14 protein-coding genes are annotated in these 16791 nt (G+C 56.7%); 7 read left to right on the forward strand and 7 right to left on the reverse strand.

The genetic code is table 11. The annotated features are described in order from the left end of the window. The first annotated feature begins 57 nt into the window (after positions 1-57). Both C4520_07115 and C4520_07120 read left to right on the forward strand, forming a co-directional pair. Positions 58-1104, forward strand: coding sequence for a type IV pilus twitching motility protein PilT (locus C4520_07115; protein ID RJP23023.1), 1047 nt, complete (start codon positions 58-60; stop codon positions 1102-1104). A gap of 30 nt (positions 1105-1134) precedes the next feature. Continuing rightward, positions 1135-1791 carry a hypothetical protein gene (locus C4520_07120; protein RJP23010.1) on the forward strand — a complete coding sequence of 219 codons (657 nt, stop codon included), beginning with the start codon at positions 1135-1137 and terminating at the stop codon, positions 1789-1791. Positions 1792-1806: 15 nt separating this feature from the next. On the opposite strand, the gene C4520_07125 is transcribed toward C4520_07120, so the two are convergent. The 5 genes from C4520_07125 to C4520_07145 all read right to left on the reverse strand — a co-directional run bounded on the left by C4520_07125 (position 1807) and on the right by C4520_07145 (position 7011). Then, entirely contained in the window at positions 1807-3873 is a 2067-nt protein-coding gene (locus C4520_07125; protein RJP23011.1) for an FAD-dependent oxidoreductase, read from the reverse strand. After that, entirely contained in the window at positions 3822-4586 is a 765-nt protein-coding gene (locus C4520_07130) for a glucose 1-dehydrogenase (GenBank protein ID RJP23012.1), read from the reverse strand. The genes C4520_07125 and C4520_07130 overlap by 52 nt, the downstream gene beginning before the upstream one ends. 31 nt (positions 4587-4617) lie before the next feature. Further along, the gene (locus tag C4520_07135) at positions 4618-5160 is read right to left on the reverse strand and encodes a cob(I)yrinic acid a,c-diamide adenosyltransferase (protein ID RJP23013.1); all 543 of its coding nucleotides are present in this window, start codon (positions 5158-5160) and stop codon (positions 4618-4620) included. 276 nt (positions 5161-5436) lie between these two features. Further along, the gene (locus C4520_07140; protein RJP23014.1) at positions 5437-6192 is read right to left on the reverse strand and encodes a DUF87 domain-containing protein; all 756 of its coding nucleotides are present in this window, start codon (positions 6190-6192) and stop codon (positions 5437-5439) included. A 15-nt stretch (positions 6193-6207) separates the two neighbouring features. After that, positions 6208-7011 (reverse strand): carbon monoxide dehydrogenase, encoded by an 804-nt coding sequence (locus tag C4520_07145; protein ID RJP23015.1) that lies wholly within the window; start codon positions 7009-7011, stop codon positions 6208-6210. Between the two features lie 255 nt (positions 7012-7266). Between C4520_07145 and C4520_07150 the strand changes: the two genes are divergently transcribed. The 5 genes from C4520_07150 to C4520_07170 all read left to right on the forward strand — a co-directional run bounded on the left by C4520_07150 (position 7267) and on the right by C4520_07170 (position 13342). After that, positions 7267-8748, forward strand: a complete 1482-nt coding sequence (locus tag C4520_07150; GenBank protein ID RJP23016.1) for a hypothetical protein — start codon at positions 7267-7269, stop codon at positions 8746-8748. A 203-nt stretch (positions 8749-8951) separates the two neighbouring features. After that, positions 8952-9629: a hypothetical protein gene (locus tag C4520_07155; protein ID RJP23017.1), complete on the forward strand. Its 678-nt coding sequence runs from the start codon at positions 8952-8954 to the stop codon at positions 9627-9629. Continuing rightward, entirely contained in the window at positions 9626-10867 is a 1242-nt protein-coding gene (locus tag C4520_07160; GenBank protein RJP23018.1) for a glycosyltransferase, read from the forward strand. The genes C4520_07155 and C4520_07160 overlap by 4 nt, the downstream gene beginning before the upstream one ends. Before the next feature lie 36 nt (positions 10868-10903). Then, positions 10904-11698, forward strand: a complete 795-nt coding sequence (gene otsB, locus C4520_07165) for a trehalose-phosphatase (GenBank protein ID RJP23019.1) — start codon at positions 10904-10906, stop codon at positions 11696-11698. 90 nt (positions 11699-11788) lie between these two features. Then, the gene (locus C4520_07170) at positions 11789-13342 is read left to right on the forward strand and encodes a trehalose-6-phosphate synthase (protein RJP23024.1); all 1554 of its coding nucleotides are present in this window, start codon (positions 11789-11791) and stop codon (positions 13340-13342) included. Positions 13343-13384: 42 nt separating this feature from the next. Here the strand turns inward: C4520_07170 and C4520_07175 are convergent, their stop codons facing one another. Both C4520_07175 and C4520_07180 read right to left on the reverse strand, forming a co-directional pair. Beyond that, positions 13385-14695, reverse strand: coding sequence for a hypothetical protein (locus tag C4520_07175; protein ID RJP23020.1), 1311 nt, complete (start codon positions 14693-14695; stop codon positions 13385-13387). 91 nt (positions 14696-14786) lie between these two features. After that, positions 14787-16607 carry a glycosyltransferase family 2 protein gene (locus tag C4520_07180; GenBank protein ID RJP23021.1) on the reverse strand — a complete coding sequence of 607 codons (1821 nt, stop codon included), beginning with the start codon at positions 16605-16607 and terminating at the stop codon, positions 14787-14789. Positions 16608-16791 lie beyond the last annotated feature (184 nt).

Consider the following 16791-nt stretch of genomic DNA (forward strand, 5'->3'; position numbering starts at 1 on the left):
GTAATGGAAGCTTATCAACCCGAGCACACCGTCCCCGATGTCAGTCGCAGCGGCAGGATCGACATGAAGAGCCTGTTCGATCTGGTCATGGTCCGCAAGTCTTCGGACTTGCTGCTCACAGCGGGGGCGCCGCCTTTGATCCGGGTCAATGGCGAGTTGAAGGCGACCGAATATCCCGAGTTGACGCCGGAAGAAAACAAGCGGCTGATATATAGCATATTGACGGATAAACAGCGGGAGGAATTCGAAGAGAAGCGCGAACTCGACATGTCGATCGGCGTGAGCGGAGGCCACCGCTTCAGGGTGAACGTTTACATGCAGAAGGGCTGCGTCACAGCCGCAATGCGCGCAATAGCCGAGAAAATCCCTTCGCTCGAGGAACTGGGGCTTCCCAAGATCGTCGCCAAGCTCGCTTTCCGGCCGCAGGGGCTCATCCTGGTTACGGGCCCCACCGGCCACGGCAAAACGACGACGCAGGCGGCCATGATCGATCTGATCAATACGCACAAGCGCTGCCATATTATCACCGTCGAGGACCCGATCGAGTACGTACATCACCACCGCAAGTCCGTCATCGACCAGCGCGAGCTCGGCAGCGATACGCTTACGTTTGCGGGCGCCCTCAAGTACGTTCTGCGGCAGGACCCGGACGTCATCCTCATCGGCGAAATGCGCGATCTGGAAACGATTTCTTCCGCATTGACGGCCGCCGAGACGGGGCATCTCGTCATCGCCACGCTGCATACGAACGACGCGATTCAGACGGTCGACCGCATCGTGGACGTGTTCCCCTCACATCAGCAGCAGCAGATACGCATCCAACTCGCGTTGAGCCTGCTGGCCGTCGTCTCGCAGCGCCTGCTGCCGCGAGCCAACGGGAAAGGCCGAGTCCTCGCGTGCGAGATTCTGCGCAATAATTCAGCCGTCGGCAATCTGATTCGCGAGTCGAAATCGCACCAGATATACAGCATTATGGAGACACACTCCAAGGACGGCATGATCTCGCTCGACGCCTCGATCAAGCAGCTCTATCTGCGCGGAATCATCTCGTACGACGTCGCGGTCAATCACGTCCGCAATCCGCAGATAATCGCAAATGCATAGGCTTCCGCACGACGGGCCTCCTTTTCAGCCATGATCCTGATCATAGCTCTCGGCATCATTCTCGCTCTTCTCATCGCGGTATCCATCTGGTTCGCCTATTCCGGATACGTCGAGGGCCGCACCACCATCGGATGGGTATTCCTCTTCATTTTTCTTATCGTCTATGTCGAGTTCTCCGGCCTCTTGTATGCCAGGACGGACGACGCCGCGGGTCTGTTCGTGCTGGTGCTGAGCATGATCCTCATTCTCATGACGCAGGGCCCTCTCCTTTTCGAATTGATTTCGCTGGGCGTAATGCCCAATCCGGCGCGCGACCTCAAGGTCATCAAATCATATGCGAAAGCGGAGCGAAAGGTGGCGGAGGAAGACGTGGCGGGAGCGATTGCGGAATATGAGATCGTCATCGCGGATGATCCGCATGACGTCACCGCCCGGTTTCGGCTGGCTGACCTGCGCTATCAGGCGGGGGATTACCGCAAGGCGGTGGAGGCGTATGCTGAAATCGCGGCGCTCACTGAAAAGCTCGACATGAACCAGCGCTGTTCAGCCCTGATGCGGCTCTCCGAAATTCACGCGCAGAATCTGGGCGATCCTGAAAACGCGCGAAAATATCTCAACATGATCATAAACGAATATGCCGGCAGCAAATTTGCCGGCTATGCGATGGATCGGCTAAACCAGTTATAGAGTTTCCCGCGTCGTTTACAACATTCGACCGACCCGAGCGCCTTCAATAATCGCGTCTATGCCTTTCGCCGGAGCGAGCGCATCGCCGATCACGTGAATCTCAGGCGCCGCTTCCCTCCATCTTTCGGCAAGCTTGGAATCCGCTTCGTATCCCGCCGCCAGTATTATGGTGTCGGCTTCGAGTAATTCGGTGCGGCCATCGAGCTGAATAAGGAGCCCCTTGTCGTTCAATTCGAGATAATGCGCGCCGGTGATCGTTCTGACGCCGAGCTTTTTGAGCTCCTGCAGGATGACCCAGCGGGTGCTCCTGCCGAGCGTCTCACCGACGGCCGAGCCGCGCCTCACCAGCGTTACCTGCCGACTTCCCCGGCGAGCCAATTCAACTGCTTCGCCAGGAGGAACCACCCCGTGCTCGGCGAGAAAAACTGCCGCCTCAGGCGATATCGCACCCTTACGCGCCGCGTAAATTCCCACTTCGCAGGCGACTCCGCCGGCGCCGATAATGACAACGTTTTGGCCGAGCGGCACGCGCCCCGCCAGCACGTCTTCGGCCGCCGCGACTTTTGTGCTGTCAATGCCGGAAATGTCCGGAACGCGAGTACGCGCTCCACTTGCGAGCACGACCGCATCCGGTGTTTGGGCCTTTGCCAGTGAGGGAGTCATTTCCGTCTCAAGAATAATCTCGACTCCTGCGCGTTCCGCCGCCCCGGCAAGATATTGGATCGTTTTGCGGAGGTCCTCGCGCCCGGGCGGAATCGAGCCGTAGACGAGCCGCCCGCCGAGCCAGCCCGTTTTCTCGTACAACGTCACCCGGTGGCCCCGTTCGGCGAGGACGCGCGCGGCCTCCAAACCGCCCGGACCGCCGCCGACAACGAGTATCTTCTTCGGACGCTCGGCGCCTGTGATCGAGAATTCTTCTTCATTTCCCCGCACTGGGTTATTCATGCACGTGCTCGGCTGGCCGGTGAAGATTCTGTCGAGGCATCCTTCATTACAGCCGGTGCACGGAATAATCTCATCAAATCTGCCCTCGCGCGCCTTCTTCGAAAAATGGGGGTCCGCGTTCAGCGCGCGCGCCATTGCGATAAAATCGGCGTCGCCGTCCTCCAAAATCGATTCCGCCAGCGCCGGATCGGTTATCCGATTGCAGGTCATGACAGGAACGGCGACAGAGGACCTGATCTTTCGGGCGAGGAAGGTGAAGGCGCCGTGCGGAACGGATGCCGCCACCGTCGGAGTACGTGATTCGTGCCAGCCGATCTGGATGCTGACGGCGTCCGCGCCGGCTCTCTCAAATAACCGGGCGATCTCGATCGATTCCATGATCGAGTTGCCGCCTTCCATCAGCTCCGTGCCGCTGTGACGCATGATCACCGGATAGTCCGCGCCGCACCCCTGCTTTATCGCCTGGATTACTTCAATTCCAAACCGGGCGCGGTTTTGAAGCGAGCCGCCGTAGCTGTCTCGCCGCTGATTTGATAAAGGAGAAAGAAACTGACTGATGAGGTAGCCCGTTGATCCGATAATTTCGACGGCGTCGAATCCGGCCGCGCGCGCTCGAATGGCGGCCGCAACGAAAGCCTCCTCTATCTCGCGTATCTCAGGAATTGAAAGCTCGCGCGGCGTCTCGCGCGTTAAGCGGGAGGGGATAGCCGAGGAAGATACCGGCTGTTCGCCGTCGATCGTAAAGGAGAAGGCATAGCGGCCTGCGTGGAACAGTTGAGCCGCCGTCTTTGCGCCATGAAAGTGAAGGCGCTCATTCAGCGCGGCCATCGCAGGAATATATTTGTCGTCGTCGATGCTGAGGAATCCCATTCCGCCGCCGCCGAGCCGGTGCACCTTGAAGCCGCCGCAAACGATCAAACCGGTTTCGCCTCGGGCGCATTCCTCGTAATAGCGGATCATGCGCTCCGTGACATAGCCATCCTCAGCATAGCCGAGATGCATGGCCGCCATCACGATGCGGTTACGCACCGTCATTGAGCCGATGGAGCCTTCGCGAAATAGAAATTTCAAGGCGCTCATATCATTCAGGCGGTTGCATAACCGCCGTTGACACTGATGGCCTGGCCGGTTATCCATGAGGCGCGGTCGGAAGCGAGGAACACCGCCAGATGCGCGATGTCTCGAGGGTCGCCGAGCCGCCGCATGGGGTATGCCTTCACCACCTTCTTCTCAAATTCCTCCGAAAGCATCTGCTGAACGGCCTCGGTCTTGGTCATACTGGGGCAGATTGCATTCACATTGATTCCGTAACGGCCGACCTCTTTGGCGATCGACTTGGTGAAGGAGACGATGGCGCCCTTGGCGCCCGCGTAAACCGCCTGTCTCGGCTCGCCTACTTTGGCGGCATCGGAGGCCATGTTGATGATCTTGCCGTATCCGGCTTCGATCATGCTTTCGATGACTGCCGCCGTGCAGTTGATGGCGCCGTGATAACAGACATCAACCACCTGCGACCAGACCTGCCGATCGCTATTCTTCTCCTCAACAAAAGAAAGAAACTGGGGCAGCTTTGCGGCATTATTCACCAGAATCTGAACCGGCCCGAGCTCTTTGACCACAGCTTTGACCATCGCGTCCACGCTTGCCGGATCGGTGACATCGGTTGCGACGGCAAATGACTTAACCCCTATGCTTTTCAATGACGCAGCAGCCTGGGCCGCGCTGCTCTGGTCGATTTCCGCGATCGCGATGTGCGCGCCTTCCTCCGCCAGTTCGCGGGCAATCGCCAGTCCGATGCCGCGGCCGCCGCCCGTCACTACGGCAACCTTCCCTTTCAACTGCAGGTCCATCTCCGGTTTCTCCTTTCCTCAAAGGTGAATTTCAAGCAGGATTCTGCGGGTCCGGCCTTGCGCTGCCCTCTTCATATCGGGCAAGCGTGAACAGGAGATCGGCCAGCCGATTGCAGTAACAGAGGATTTCCGGGTTCTTCACTTCGCCGTCGTCAAACAGCTTTGCAATGCGGCGCTCGGCGCGCCTGAGCGTCGAGCGCGCCAGGTCAAGCGAGCCGGCGCCGGGGCTCCCGCCCGGCGGCACAAATCTTCTCGGCATCTCCACAAGATTTTCATAGCATTCGATCAAGCTCTCGATCCGCAGGGTGTGCTCACGCGTTATCCTCTTCTTCAGTTTCTTATTCTCGTCGGGCAGCGCGGCCAATTCCGATCCGACCACGAAGAGATCATGCTGGATGTCCAGGATAATCTGTTTGAGGTCGCCATTTTCAATCAGCCCCCTGGCCAGCCCGAGGGCTGAGCTGGCTTCATCGATCGCGCCGTACGCCTCGGGCCGCGGTGAGTACTTTGGAATACGATGGCCGAACAACAGACTGGTGGTGCCGTCGTCGCCCCTTTTGTTGAAACTCTTCATCCGATGCCGCCTTTTCCTTTCCGTCAAGCAGTCAGGCCGTGAATTCTTCCTTCGTGTGAGTCGTGCGCAATTGAAGAAGATTTCTTTTTCCAAAGTGCATGTGGTAGACTAATAGATAACAGGAAGGAGATCAAATTTCCAGGTCTTTTTGTTATGGCTGCCATACTGGACACATTCAAGAAATACAAAGCCGAGATACTGCTTGTGGGGCTGTATATCTACGTGGTCATCCTCGGCATCGCAACGTTAAAGGAACTCGGAATCATCTGATTCGGCTTACAGGTCCAGGCGATCTGCGATCTCTTTGACCATCCGAATCGTGGTAGATGAATCAGGAAGTTGAACCAGCGGCTTGCCGCTCCCGTCAAATTCCCGCAAGAGCTCGTCTTCAGGAATGAGGCCGATCACCGGAATTCCCAGCGAACTGATCCTCTGTTCGACTTCGGGCGAAAGCCCATTATGCACCCGGTTCATCAACAGATGCATGGTCCCGATAGTCAGCTTCAGCTCCGAGACCAATTCGCGGATTCGTTCGGCGGCGAGCATCGACCGAAGCGAAGGATCGGAGACGACGAGCAGATGATCCATGACGGTCGTTATTCGCCGGCTCATGTGTTCCATTCCCGCCTCGTTGTCAACGACGATACGCGCGTACTGTTTGCTGAGAATCTTCAGGACGTCCCGCAGAACGTTATTCGCGAAGCAGTAGCAGCCGGGCCCCTCGGGGCGGCCCATGACGAGCAGGTCGAACCCATCGGCCTCGATCAGGCATTCCTGCACCTTCAGCTCGAGGTAGTCGTGTTTCGCCATCCCGCCGGGAAGCGTGCCCGAGCGCTCCGCCATCTCCTCCCGGATCGAGCCGATCGTCTCAGCCACCTGTAAACCGAGCACCTCGTTGAGGTTCGAATTCGGGTCGGCATCGACCACCAAGACAGGCGTCTCTTTCTTTTGCACCAGGTATCGAACAAGCAGGGCGGCTATGGTCGTTTTGCCGACGCCGCCTTTGCCCGTAATCGCGATCAATTTGCTCATCGAATGCTCCAAAACCTATTCGGCGCCGCTCCCGGATTCGATCAAGGCAATCACCTTCTCCTTGATGCCCGTCATCTCTTTCAGGAAACCGGCGTCAGTTGATTTATACGCGTCGTAAGCGGCCTTTCCCTCGCGGTCGAATGTCATAAGGTTGCGGTCATACGAGATGTATCCCAATATTTGGTTGTCCGGAAAGTTCTTCCGCAGCAGTTGGGCGTCGGCTTCATCGACGACTTTATTCATGACAAGCCGCATCGCCTGGATGCCGAGATCGCTCGCCAGCTTGATGATGGAGCGCGCCGTTTCGATGCTTCGCAGGCCGGGCTCAACAACGATGACAAGCAGATCCACTGCGCGCGCCGTTCCCCGTCCCAGGTGTTCGAGGCCGGCCTCCATATCCAGGATCACCGTCTCGTCCCTGTATTCAAGAACTTCTTCGAGAAACCGCCGCAGCACCACATTTTCGGGACAAAGACATCCCGTGCCGCCTCCATCGAGCGAACCCATGATCAGGAATTTGACTCCCTCGACTTCACGGCTGTAGGTGTCGGGAATATCGTCCACTTTGGGATTCAGCTTGAACATGACTCCATAGCCCTGCTGGGCGCCGGTCCGCTCCCGAATGAAGTCCTTCATATCAGCGATAGGTGTGATCTCGCGTGCGATCTCCGGCTTGCAACCTATTGCAGAGGCGAGATTTGCGTCGGGATCGGCGTCGATCGCCATCACCTTGTAACCGTCGTCCGCAAGCATTCTCGCAAGCGTTCCGGCAAGCGTGGTCTTGCCGACTCCGCCTTTTCCGACTATGGCTATTTTCATGCTCTTGCAGCTCCTGATTTTATTTCAGACGAAATCGGGGGATATCTATTTTCAGTATACAGGAGCACGAAATGGGTGTCAATTTGCCGAAAACCTGTAATTCGAGAGTAGGACCCCCCTTAGTTCTCCTCCTTTCGCGTAAACATCCCATCCCATTTGACCCCAAAAAGATGCAAATGATAGAATGATGCCACCCCAGACCTGTCTCATAGCTTTTCGGCAGTGTATTTCCCAAAATTACGAGAGGTTTTTTCAATGGAATCGCAAAATAGCGGCGGCAGCCGGATTGAAACAGCAGACCCGGATTTGAGGGATTTGAGCCGCTTGTTTTATCCTCGCGGAATCGCGGTCATCGGCGCCTCTGACAATTACGCCAGAGGGTCAAGCATGTTCCTGCACAGCCTGGTAGCACTTGGATATCAGGGAGGCCTGTATCCGGTCAATGTGTCCGGCGAAGAAATCATCATGGGGTTGCCCGCGTACCGGAGCGTCAGAGACATACCCGGCCCGGTGGACTATGCGGTAATCGGGGTGCCCGCGTCCGCAACCGCGGGCGTTGTAGCCGAATGCATCGAAAAGCAGGTGCCTTTCATCCACTTCTTTACGGCGGGATTCGGAGAATTGCAGACCGAAGAGGGCAGGCGTTTGGAGGATGAGCTGGTTCGGCTGGCATCGGGCAAGACGCGGCTGATTGGCCCGAACTGCATGGGTGCATATTGTCCCGAGGCGCGCGTGGGCTTCGATTCGACTCATCCTGTTGAATCCGGCCGTGTCGCCTTCATCTCCCAAAGCGGAGGCCACGCTATCAACTTTATCCGCTGCGCCACCGAGCGCGGACTGCGCCTCTCGAAGGCGATCAGCTACGGAAATGCAAGCGATCTCTCTTCGAGCGATTTCCTCAGATATTTTTCCGAAGACGATAGAACGGGTGTGATCGGTATCTATATCGAGGGAGTGCGCGAAAAGCGCCTGTTCTTTGATGCGTTGCGCGAGGCGGCGGCCCGAAAACCGGTTATCATTTGGAAAGGAGGCCGCACGCCCGCGGGAACCACCGCCGCTGTCGGGCATACCGGCGCGCTTGCCGGCTCGTTCGAGGTCTGGAAGGCAATGATCAAGCAGGCCGGCGCAGTCCTGGTCGACGATTATGAGGAAATGATCGAGCTGATGCTCGGGCTCGAATGCCTCCCGTTTCCGAGCGGACTCAATACGGCGCTCATATGCACCGGCGGCGGCAACAGCGTGGTAGCCGCCGATCAGTGCTATGAGGCCGGTCTTACACTCCCGCCTCTAAAAGAGGAGACCCAGCGCGAGCTTTTGACCGTTCTGCGAGAGGCGGGCACGATCCGAAGGAACCCGATCGACTCAAGCGCGCACGGCATCTATCCGGAAAATATCTTGAAGCTCGTTCGCATTGTCGAAAAGGATCCCAACGTTGAATGCATTCTGTTTGCCTATCAACTTTACTTCCTCTTCAGAAACGTGAAGCGGTTCGGGATCTCGACTGAGGACGCCTTTGAACAGATTATCGAATCTCTGAAAACGGTGAGGGAAACGGCCGCGAAACCGGTGGCTTTTGCCGTTCAGCGCGATTCCGACGTTATCGAAGCGGAAACGTTCCGCCTCACTCTGAAGAATCGCCTGTTGGAAGCCGGCGTCTGCACTTTTGATTCCGTCCGCGGCGCCTCGAAGGTGTTGGCGCATATGCGCCGCCTTCAGGAAAGGCGCGAGGGAATTTAGAGAACACATCTCATCTCTTTGGCCGCAGATTCGATAATAATACGTCCACTCTTGCTGACCCGTCTCATGGTGCATCGAAAAAGACCCCCTGCTTCCGCCTGATAGCACGTGAGCGCGTCTGACAGGCAAAAAAGGGTTGCCCCGCGCGGCAAATGTTGATACTCTAAGACAAGCACGAACACTCATGCATATGCGGGAGAAACATGAATCAGGCAGAAACAGCTTTCGACTCGTTCGCGATCAAGGATTGCGCAGTCGTGGCCATAGCAACGGGCCGAAGGGCGCTTAACCTGAGAGAACTGCGCGAGCACCTCGCTTCCGTTGATCCGGACAGCATCTATCATCACTTCTGGGGAGGCCTTCTGCGGCCACGTTTCGACGATCCGGAGTTCAATAATGACTTTGCGGCATGGGCATATCGCGGCCTCAACGAGGGAAAACTGGCCGAGCGGCTTGGCGTAATTGATCCTACCGATTTCCCCGATCTGGAGGATTTGCGGCGGGAGCTGATCGATATAGTTGAGGAAAGGCTGGAGGAAAGCGACGTCGTTCCCTGGGCGCCGCATGACCGGCAATTCAATTTCATCACGACTCACATGGTCGTCTTTGACACGCACAAGCGGCTGAAGGACCCAAAAGAGTTAGTAGTTGCCGTTCCGCATCTGTCGCTCGGCAGCATCTTCTATCACTTTATTGATGCGCGCAGACGCACGCCGAATAACATCGATGACTTTCGTTCATGGCTCCAGGGATACGGCGATTTCCATGAAAAGCTGATTCAGCAGCTTGCCTCAGTCGACCCCTTTTTTCCGACACTCGCCGAACTTCGAGACGAGCTGTCCGCGATGTTCAAGAATTACTTTGAAGGCGCGCCGTCATGAACAAACTTCTCAATAAATATGCTGAAGTTGTGGGAGAGGATGTCATTCAGCATCTCCGGCAACTTTCCCGCCCGCTTCAGGGCAAAAAGATTATTCATGTCAATTCCACACGCGAAGGGGGTGGGGTGGCGGAAATCCTGCACAAGCTGGTGCCCATGATGCGGGACCTCGACATCGATGCCGATTGGCACGTCATTAGCGGGGACAATGAATTTTTTCAATGCACCAAAGCGTTCCATAATGCGCTGCAGGGAAACAGAGTGGCAATGCCGGCGGGAATGATCAAATCCTATGAGCGAACCAGCGCCGAGAATGCGGAAACTCTGTGTCCGGTGCTTGACAGCGCCGATTTCGTGTTCATCCATGATCTTCAGCCCGCCGCCTTGCTCAAGTTGTGCGGCGAGCACAAGGGCAAGTGGATCTGGCGCTGTCACGTGGATATCAGCCGGCCGTACCGGCTCGTGTGGAAATACCTTCATGATTTCATTTCGATCTACGACGCCAGTGTCTTTTCTCTCGCCGACTTTCAGAAGAGGCTGCCGCACCCGCAGTACATCATTCCGCCAAGTATCGACCCGCTCTCAGAGAAGAACATCGATCTTCCGCAAGAGGAGATCGACGCGGTTTGCAGCGGCTTCCAGATCGACCGCGCGCGCCCGCTCATCGTACAGGTCTCGCGATTCGACCGGTTCAAAGACCCGCTCGGGGTGATTCATGCATACCAGATCGCGAAAAGGTCGATTCCGGCGCTGCAACTGGTTTTAGCCGGCGGCGGGGCGACCGACGATCCGGAAGGAGAAGCGGTTTTTAAAGAAGTAGAGGCGGTGGGCGCCGACGATCCGGACATCCACATCCTGATGCTGCCGCCGGACTCGCACCGGATCATTAATGCGCTCCAGCGGGCGGCGGACATCGTGCTGCAGAAATCGATCAAAGAAGGATTCGGTTTGACCGTGACCGAAGCCATGTGGAAGGGAAAGCCGGTGATCGGCGGCAACGTCGGCGGTATCCGCCTGCAGGTCGTCAACCACCATACCGGATTCCTCGTCGATTCTCCTGAGGGAGCGGCCTTGCGAATTCGCTATCTGCTGAGCCACCGGGAAAAAATTGCAGAAATGGGCGAGAAGACAAAACGGTTTGCGCGAGATAATTTTCTGCTGACTCGGCAGCTCCGCGACTACCTCACGATGCTCGTCTCGCTTTCTTACGGGAATATCAGCAGAATAGAGTTGGAGTAGATTGTCTTTCATTCCTAATTCGAGGGCGCCGCAAACATGAACGTTCTCAAGCCGGAATATCAACTCGAAACCTTTTTCGAGAAGGTCGCCGGAGCGCAGAAACGAGCGCTGCTGCTCGATTACGACGGCACGCTCGCGCCGTTCACACCCAATCGAAATGAAGCCCTCCCCTATCCCGGCGTGAAGGAAATCCTGCAGAAGCTGGTGGATTCCGGGCCCACCCGCGTGATTTTGATAACAGGCCGCTGGATTCGCGATCTGGTCGAGTTGCTGGACCTTGAGCGGCTTCCGGAAATCTGGGGCTCGCATGGCTGGGAAAAACTGACGCCGGATGGCAGATATGAGATCGGGCGACTCGAGGAGGGCCCTCTGCAGGGACTCGCCGAAGCCGACGAATGGATCGAAAGTGAAGGATTGGCCGCACGCGCCGAGCCGAAGCCGGCAAGCCTCGCCATCCACTGGCGAGGCCTTCAGCCGCGCGAGATTGAACAACTTCGCAGGAAGATCGAGGACAGGTTGTCACCGCTCGCAAAGAGAAGAGGATTGAACCTGCATGAATTCGACGGAGGAATCGAGCTCCGCATCCCCGGCCGCGACAAAGGATATGCGGTTACCACCGTTTTGGATGAGATGGGAAAAGACACGGCAGCCGCATATCTCGGCGACGATTACACGGATGAAGATGCTTTTGTCGCCATTCGCCGGCGCGGCTTGAGCGTCCTGGTTCGCAAAGAGTTCAGGCCGACCGAAGCCGATATCTGGCTCGTGCCGCCGGAGGAACTGCTGGATTTCCTCAAGCGCTGGCTGCAGGCGACTTCACCTGACCATTGAAGCAGGATCGGACAACTGACGAGATGAAAGGCGGTTGATAAGACACATTGATTCCCCGGCCCCATGGGCGGCACGGAAGGAGGCGGCGATATGACGGCAGCGCGCTTTCCCACAAACAGACTGATCATCGTCTCAAACCGACTCCCGGTCATCATAAGCCGGGGGAAAGACGGGAAACTGCACAGCAAGCCCGGCTCCGGCGGGTTGGTGACCGCCATCGCGCCCGTTCTCCGCAATCGCGGCGGCGTCTGGATCGGCTGGCCGGGAATCCTTCAGGAAGAAGGCGTGGACATAGAGGCCGTCCTGAATGAGGCCACCAAAACCGAGGGATATTCATTCAAGCCCGTTCTGCTGACTGAAGAAGAGAAAAGGCAATTTTACTTCGCCTTTTCCAATCAGATACTCTGGCCGGTGTTCCACGATTTTCAGCCCCGCTTCATTCCCGACCCGGCGAGCTGGACCGTTTACCAGAACGTGAATCAAAAATTTGCGGAAGTCACTGCCCGCAATATTCAAAAAGACGATTACATCTGGATCCACGACTATCACCTGCTGACGGTTGCGCGCGAGTTGCGCGCGATGGGCGTAAAAAACAAGATCGGATTCTTCCTGCATATCCCCTTCCCTCATCTTGATTTCTTCCTGAAGATTCCGTGGCGCCACGAGATTCTGAGCGCCCTCCTGCAGTACGACCTGATCGGACTGCAAACGCTGCGCGACCGCCGCAACTTCATGCAGTGCATTCGAGCCTTTCACGGCGCTGTCCGCACAGAAGGCAAAGGGCAGGTCATCATGGTGCGTGTCAAGGACAGGGAGGTGAGGATCGGCGGCTTCGCCATCAGCATTGACTATGATTCATTTGTTCGTCGCGCAACAAGCAAAGAGGTGGCTGATCAGGCATGGTACATCCATGAGGCGCTGCCGAACCGCCAGTTGATTCTTGGAATTGACCGGCTCGACTATACCAAAGGCATCACCAACCGGCTCGAGGCGTTCCGGTATGCGCTCCAGCAGTATCCGGACCTTCGCGAAAAGGTGACGTTCATACAGGTCGTGGTGCCCAGCCGCGAGAATATCCCCGAGTACCAGAACTTGAAAATGCAGATCGAGCGGCTGGTCGGCGAGATCAACGGGCAGTTCACGGTTTCCGGCTGGGTGCCGATCCACTACATATATCGGAGTCTTGATCCCACTGAGCTACTGGCGTATTATCGCGCCGCTGAAATCGCGCTTGTGACCCCGCTGAAGGACGGCATGAACCTGGTTTCCAAAGAATACTGCGCGTGCAGCCTGGAAGAGGAGTGCGTGCTCATTCTGAGCGAATTCGCGGGGTCTGCGGCGCAAATGCATAGAGGGGCGCTCCTGGTGAATCCGTACAGCATAGAAGAGATATCAAATGCGATCAATCATGCCTACCACATGAGCAGAGACGAGCGCCGGAAAAGAATGAAGAATCTCAGGCGCCTCGTCGATCAATATGATATCTTCTGGTGGGTTGATTCATTTCTTCGGGCCGCATTCACCAGAAACCTTGATGATTTCCCGCTTCTTGAAGATTACCAGCCGCAACAGAGCCGGCCGTCAGACCCGACCAATTTCAAAATGGTCTCATTCAATCTATCCGAAGAACCCTGGCAGGTATAGGGGTGCTGGTGCGCAAGTCACCCGCCCGATCTCAGCGGCATATCATGAAAAGAAACGCGGGAGGTATTCCCTGTTTGCCTCAAGCATGGCGTCCAGGCATCTTTCCGCGGTGAACCGATCAGGCACCGCCGGATCGAGGAGCATCGCCTCAAGCGCCGCCTGGCGGCTGCCCTCCATCGCCGCTTTCGCGTTGAGGTAGTGGATCGTGGTCTGCAGATGACACCATCCGGATATGAGCGGGGGCAGCGAACCGACCGGCTCGCCTTCCGTCTGGCCGCCCCGGGTCCAGCCGGGAACTTCCACAATAGAATTTGGCGGCAGATTTGAGATGTAGCCGTCGTTCGGCAGATTGAGCGCATTGAAGCGCTGTTTGCGGTCATGTGCGAGCGCGGAGATGATCTCCGCAACGATTTCCCCACTTGGCCACTGCATGAATTCCTGCAACGGATACTTTCCGGCAACGGCATTCTGGACGCGCTCATCCGTATCCTTCAGGTAGATTTGATAGACGGAGAAGAAGTCGAACGGCTCCAGGTCCGACGCCCAGGGGGTGCGCCAGATATGACCGCCCGGGATGTATTCTCCTATGTGGCTGTCGCTTGTAACGCACAAATACCCGCTCAGCCGGAAAAGGTCGGCGACGAGCAGCCGGTCCATATGCACGCGTGTCGGCGCCAACTCGCGCACCATTGGATACAGGTCTTCCCCCGTCTGTTTGTCGCGGATATCCAGATACCACGTGAAGTGGTTCAAGCCCGCCGCCACAACGTGCAGGCGGTCTTCGGGCACTTCCAGAAGCGCTGACAGATAACCATTGCCGTCCACGATCTCATGACAGCTTCCGATGAATCTGACGTTGGTGTAATCGTTGACGGCCTGAAGAATCCGGCTCATGGGATTTGCGAGGTTGATCACCATTGCCTCGGGACACAGTCGCTCCACATCCTGGCAGATTTCCACGACCAGCGGAATCTGGCGCATCGCGTGAAACAGGCCGCCCGGGCCCCCGTTCTCTCCCTGCGCCTGCTCAATCCCAAATTTCTTCGGAATGCGCCGATCCATGTGCCACAGGGGGAACCGATTCACCTCGACACTGATAATGACGAAATCGGCGCCGGGAAGCGCGCTGACTCTATCGGTCGTATATTCGAGTTTTAATGCCGCGCCCGTCGTCTCGATCAAACGTCGCCCCAATTGGTACACCAGCTTCAGTTTTTCCTCATTTACGTCGACAAGGACGATCGTGCTGCCATAAACATCCTTGGTCTTGATAAAATCCGAAATAAGCAAGGGCGCAAACTGCGTGCTCCCTCCCCCGAGAAAGACTATCTTTTTTCCCAACAGTGGCGTCATGCTCTACCTCCGATGTGCCGCCGATTCGCGTCCCACCCGCATATCTTACCCGAAACTTCGAGAATCGCGCAACTCGCACAATGGGAATCGATCAGGCTCGCGCCAGCCGGAAATCGGCGCGAGTCGCCGGAAAATTGGAATTATAATATGGATCGAACGGGCGCTTTTTCTTCCATCTTTCAAAAAAAAGCAGCTCTTCATGTTCGTCACCGCGCTTGCCCGTGCTGGCGCTTTCATGATGATACAGCAAGGCGAACGGCGTAAAGACCGTGCGAAAACCCGCTTCAGCCGCCCGCAGGCATAAATCGACGTCCTGATACGATACCTTATACGCGGAATCGAAGCCCCCAAGACTCTCGAAGACGCTCCTTTTCACCATCATGCAGGCGCCGCTGACCGCCGAGCAGTTTCGAATGACGTCCGCCATGCAAAAATAGCCGGGTTCCTCGCGCGGCAGGCGGGAGTGAACGTGCGCCGCCGTCCCGCAATGCCACAGCGCTATGCCCGCATGCTGTACGGTATCGTCCGGATACAGCAGTTTCGCGCCCACGATTGCCACTCCCGGCAGCTCCAGCATCTCGAGCATCGCCTCCAACCAGCCGGCCTCGATGACTTCGGTGTCGTTATTGAGAAAAAGGAGGGCGTTCCCCTCGGCTCGGGCGGCGGTCGCGTTATTTATCGCCGAATAATTGAAGTCGCCGGGACAATCGATTATGCGAACCCGGCTATCTCCCTCCAGCGAAGCAAAATACTCCTTGGTCCGCGGCTCAGAACTCTCATTGTCGGCAATTATGATTTCAAAACGCGGGCGCTTCGTGAGCCGAAATATCGAGTCGATGCACGTCTTCAGGTACTCGCTTCTGTCGCGGGTGGGTATGATAATGCTGACGAGCGAGTCCGAGGGAAACGCCGCGCGCACGCGATAGGTGCCGGCGCATCTTCCCTGTTCAACGGTGCCGGAAACGCCTCTTCTTTCAAGCGCATCGTGCAGTGCCTTGATGGAGGACGCTGCCGCCGTTTTGCCGCCCGCGGAGGAATGATAGCTGATCGCCGTCGATCCGCTCGAGCGGCGCCAATGGTATAAAACTTTCGGAATATGATGGATGCGATCGGTCCGCTCTGTCAGACGAAGCGCCAGATCGAAATCCTGCGCTCCGTCGAATCCCGCCCGAAAGCCGCCGATCTCTTCAACAATGCTTCTCCGGTACACACCAAGGTGACACGTGTACATCGTCGAAAGCAGAAGCTCGGGCGACCAATCCGGCTTGAGAAAAGCCTCCACGTGCCGCCCGCGCTCGTCAATTTTGTCCTCGTCTGAATATATGAAATCCGCGTCCGGATGCTCGTTCAGCAGCTTCACCACCTCGAACAGCGCTACGGGAGCAAGCTGGTCATCATGATCGAGCAGAGCGACGAACTCGCCCTCAGCAAGCGCGAGCGCGGCATTCGAGGCGCCTGCAATTCCCTGGTTCCGCTCCAAAAAGCGCATCTTGATTTTCTTGTCGGCGCCGGCATATCGTTCGAGAACCGCCCTGGTTGCCGCGTTTGTCGAGGAGTCATCGGCGATGCAGAGTTCCCAGCGCGGATATATCTGCCGCTCGACGCTCCCAATCGCCTTCTGCAGGAGGCGGGCATCCACATTATAAACCGGCATCACAACGCTGATGAGAGGCTTGAACGAGAGGCGGGAAACGCTTGCCCGCATGGCTTGCATTTGCTCGGGAGATGCAGCATGCTCCTTCCGCCAGCGCTGATACAGGATATCCTCGACGGAAAGCATGCGCCTGCCGAGGAGGCGGTATTGAAGATAGGCGGCGCAGTAGCGGAGGGTGGCCTCCATCCCTTCCGCTTGCAAGAGATCCAGTGTCTTGTTCAATATGTTAGGCAGACAAATGCTCCATCGAAGGTCCATTCTTCCTAAATTCACACACTTATCCCATCATATCATGAGCATGTTCTTTTTTTCCCTCTCGTCTGGAAATTTGCGAGGGTCCGAAGGAGGGGTCATCTCTAAAAACCAAAGTCAAGAAAAAAATCTCCTTTTCCCTCCTTAATTACCATCTTTTGATTTTGGAGGGCATCCATAACGCAAGCGC

Source organism: Candidatus Abyssobacteria bacterium SURF_5 (assembly GCA_003598085.1).
Lineage (GTDB): Bacteria > Abyssobacteria > SURF-5 > SURF-5 > SURF-5 > SURF-5.

What these genes read in the sequence shown, in the direction of transcription:
- C4520_07120 (RJP23010.1), top strand. Translation starts at nt 1,135, where the DNA reads ATGATCCTGATCATAGCTCTCGGCATCATTCTCGCTCTTCTCATCGCG.
- C4520_07125 (RJP23011.1), bottom strand. Translation starts at nt 3,873, where the DNA reads ATGGATAACCGGCCAGGCCATCAGTGTCAACGGCGGTTATGCAACCGC.
- C4520_07130 (RJP23012.1), bottom strand. Translation starts at nt 4,586, where the DNA reads ATGGACCTGCAGTTGAAAGGGAAGGTTGCCGTAGTGACGGGCGGCGGC.
- C4520_07135 (RJP23013.1), bottom strand. Translation starts at nt 5,160, where the DNA reads ATGAAGAGTTTCAACAAAAGGGGCGACGACGGCACCACCAGTCTGTTG.
- C4520_07140 (RJP23014.1), bottom strand. Translation starts at nt 6,192, where the DNA reads ATGAGCAAATTGATCGCGATTACGGGCAAAGGCGGCGTCGGCAAAACG.
- C4520_07145 (RJP23015.1), bottom strand. Translation starts at nt 7,011, where the DNA reads ATGAAAATAGCCATAGTCGGAAAAGGCGGAGTCGGCAAGACCACGCTT.
- C4520_07150 (RJP23016.1), top strand. Translation starts at nt 7,267, where the DNA reads ATGGAATCGCAAAATAGCGGCGGCAGCCGGATTGAAACAGCAGACCCG.
- C4520_07155 (RJP23017.1), top strand. Translation starts at nt 8,952, where the DNA reads ATGAATCAGGCAGAAACAGCTTTCGACTCGTTCGCGATCAAGGATTGC.
- C4520_07160 (RJP23018.1), top strand. Translation starts at nt 9,626, where the DNA reads ATGAACAAACTTCTCAATAAATATGCTGAAGTTGTGGGAGAGGATGTC.
- otsB (RJP23019.1), top strand. Translation starts at nt 10,904, where the DNA reads ATGAACGTTCTCAAGCCGGAATATCAACTCGAAACCTTTTTCGAGAAG.
- C4520_07170 (RJP23024.1), top strand. Translation starts at nt 11,789, where the DNA reads ATGACGGCAGCGCGCTTTCCCACAAACAGACTGATCATCGTCTCAAAC.
- C4520_07175 (RJP23020.1), bottom strand. Translation starts at nt 14,695, where the DNA reads ATGACGCCACTGTTGGGAAAAAAGATAGTCTTTCTCGGGGGAGGGAGC.
- C4520_07180 (RJP23021.1), bottom strand. Translation starts at nt 16,607, where the DNA reads ATGGACCTTCGATGGAGCATTTGTCTGCCTAACATATTGAACAAGACA.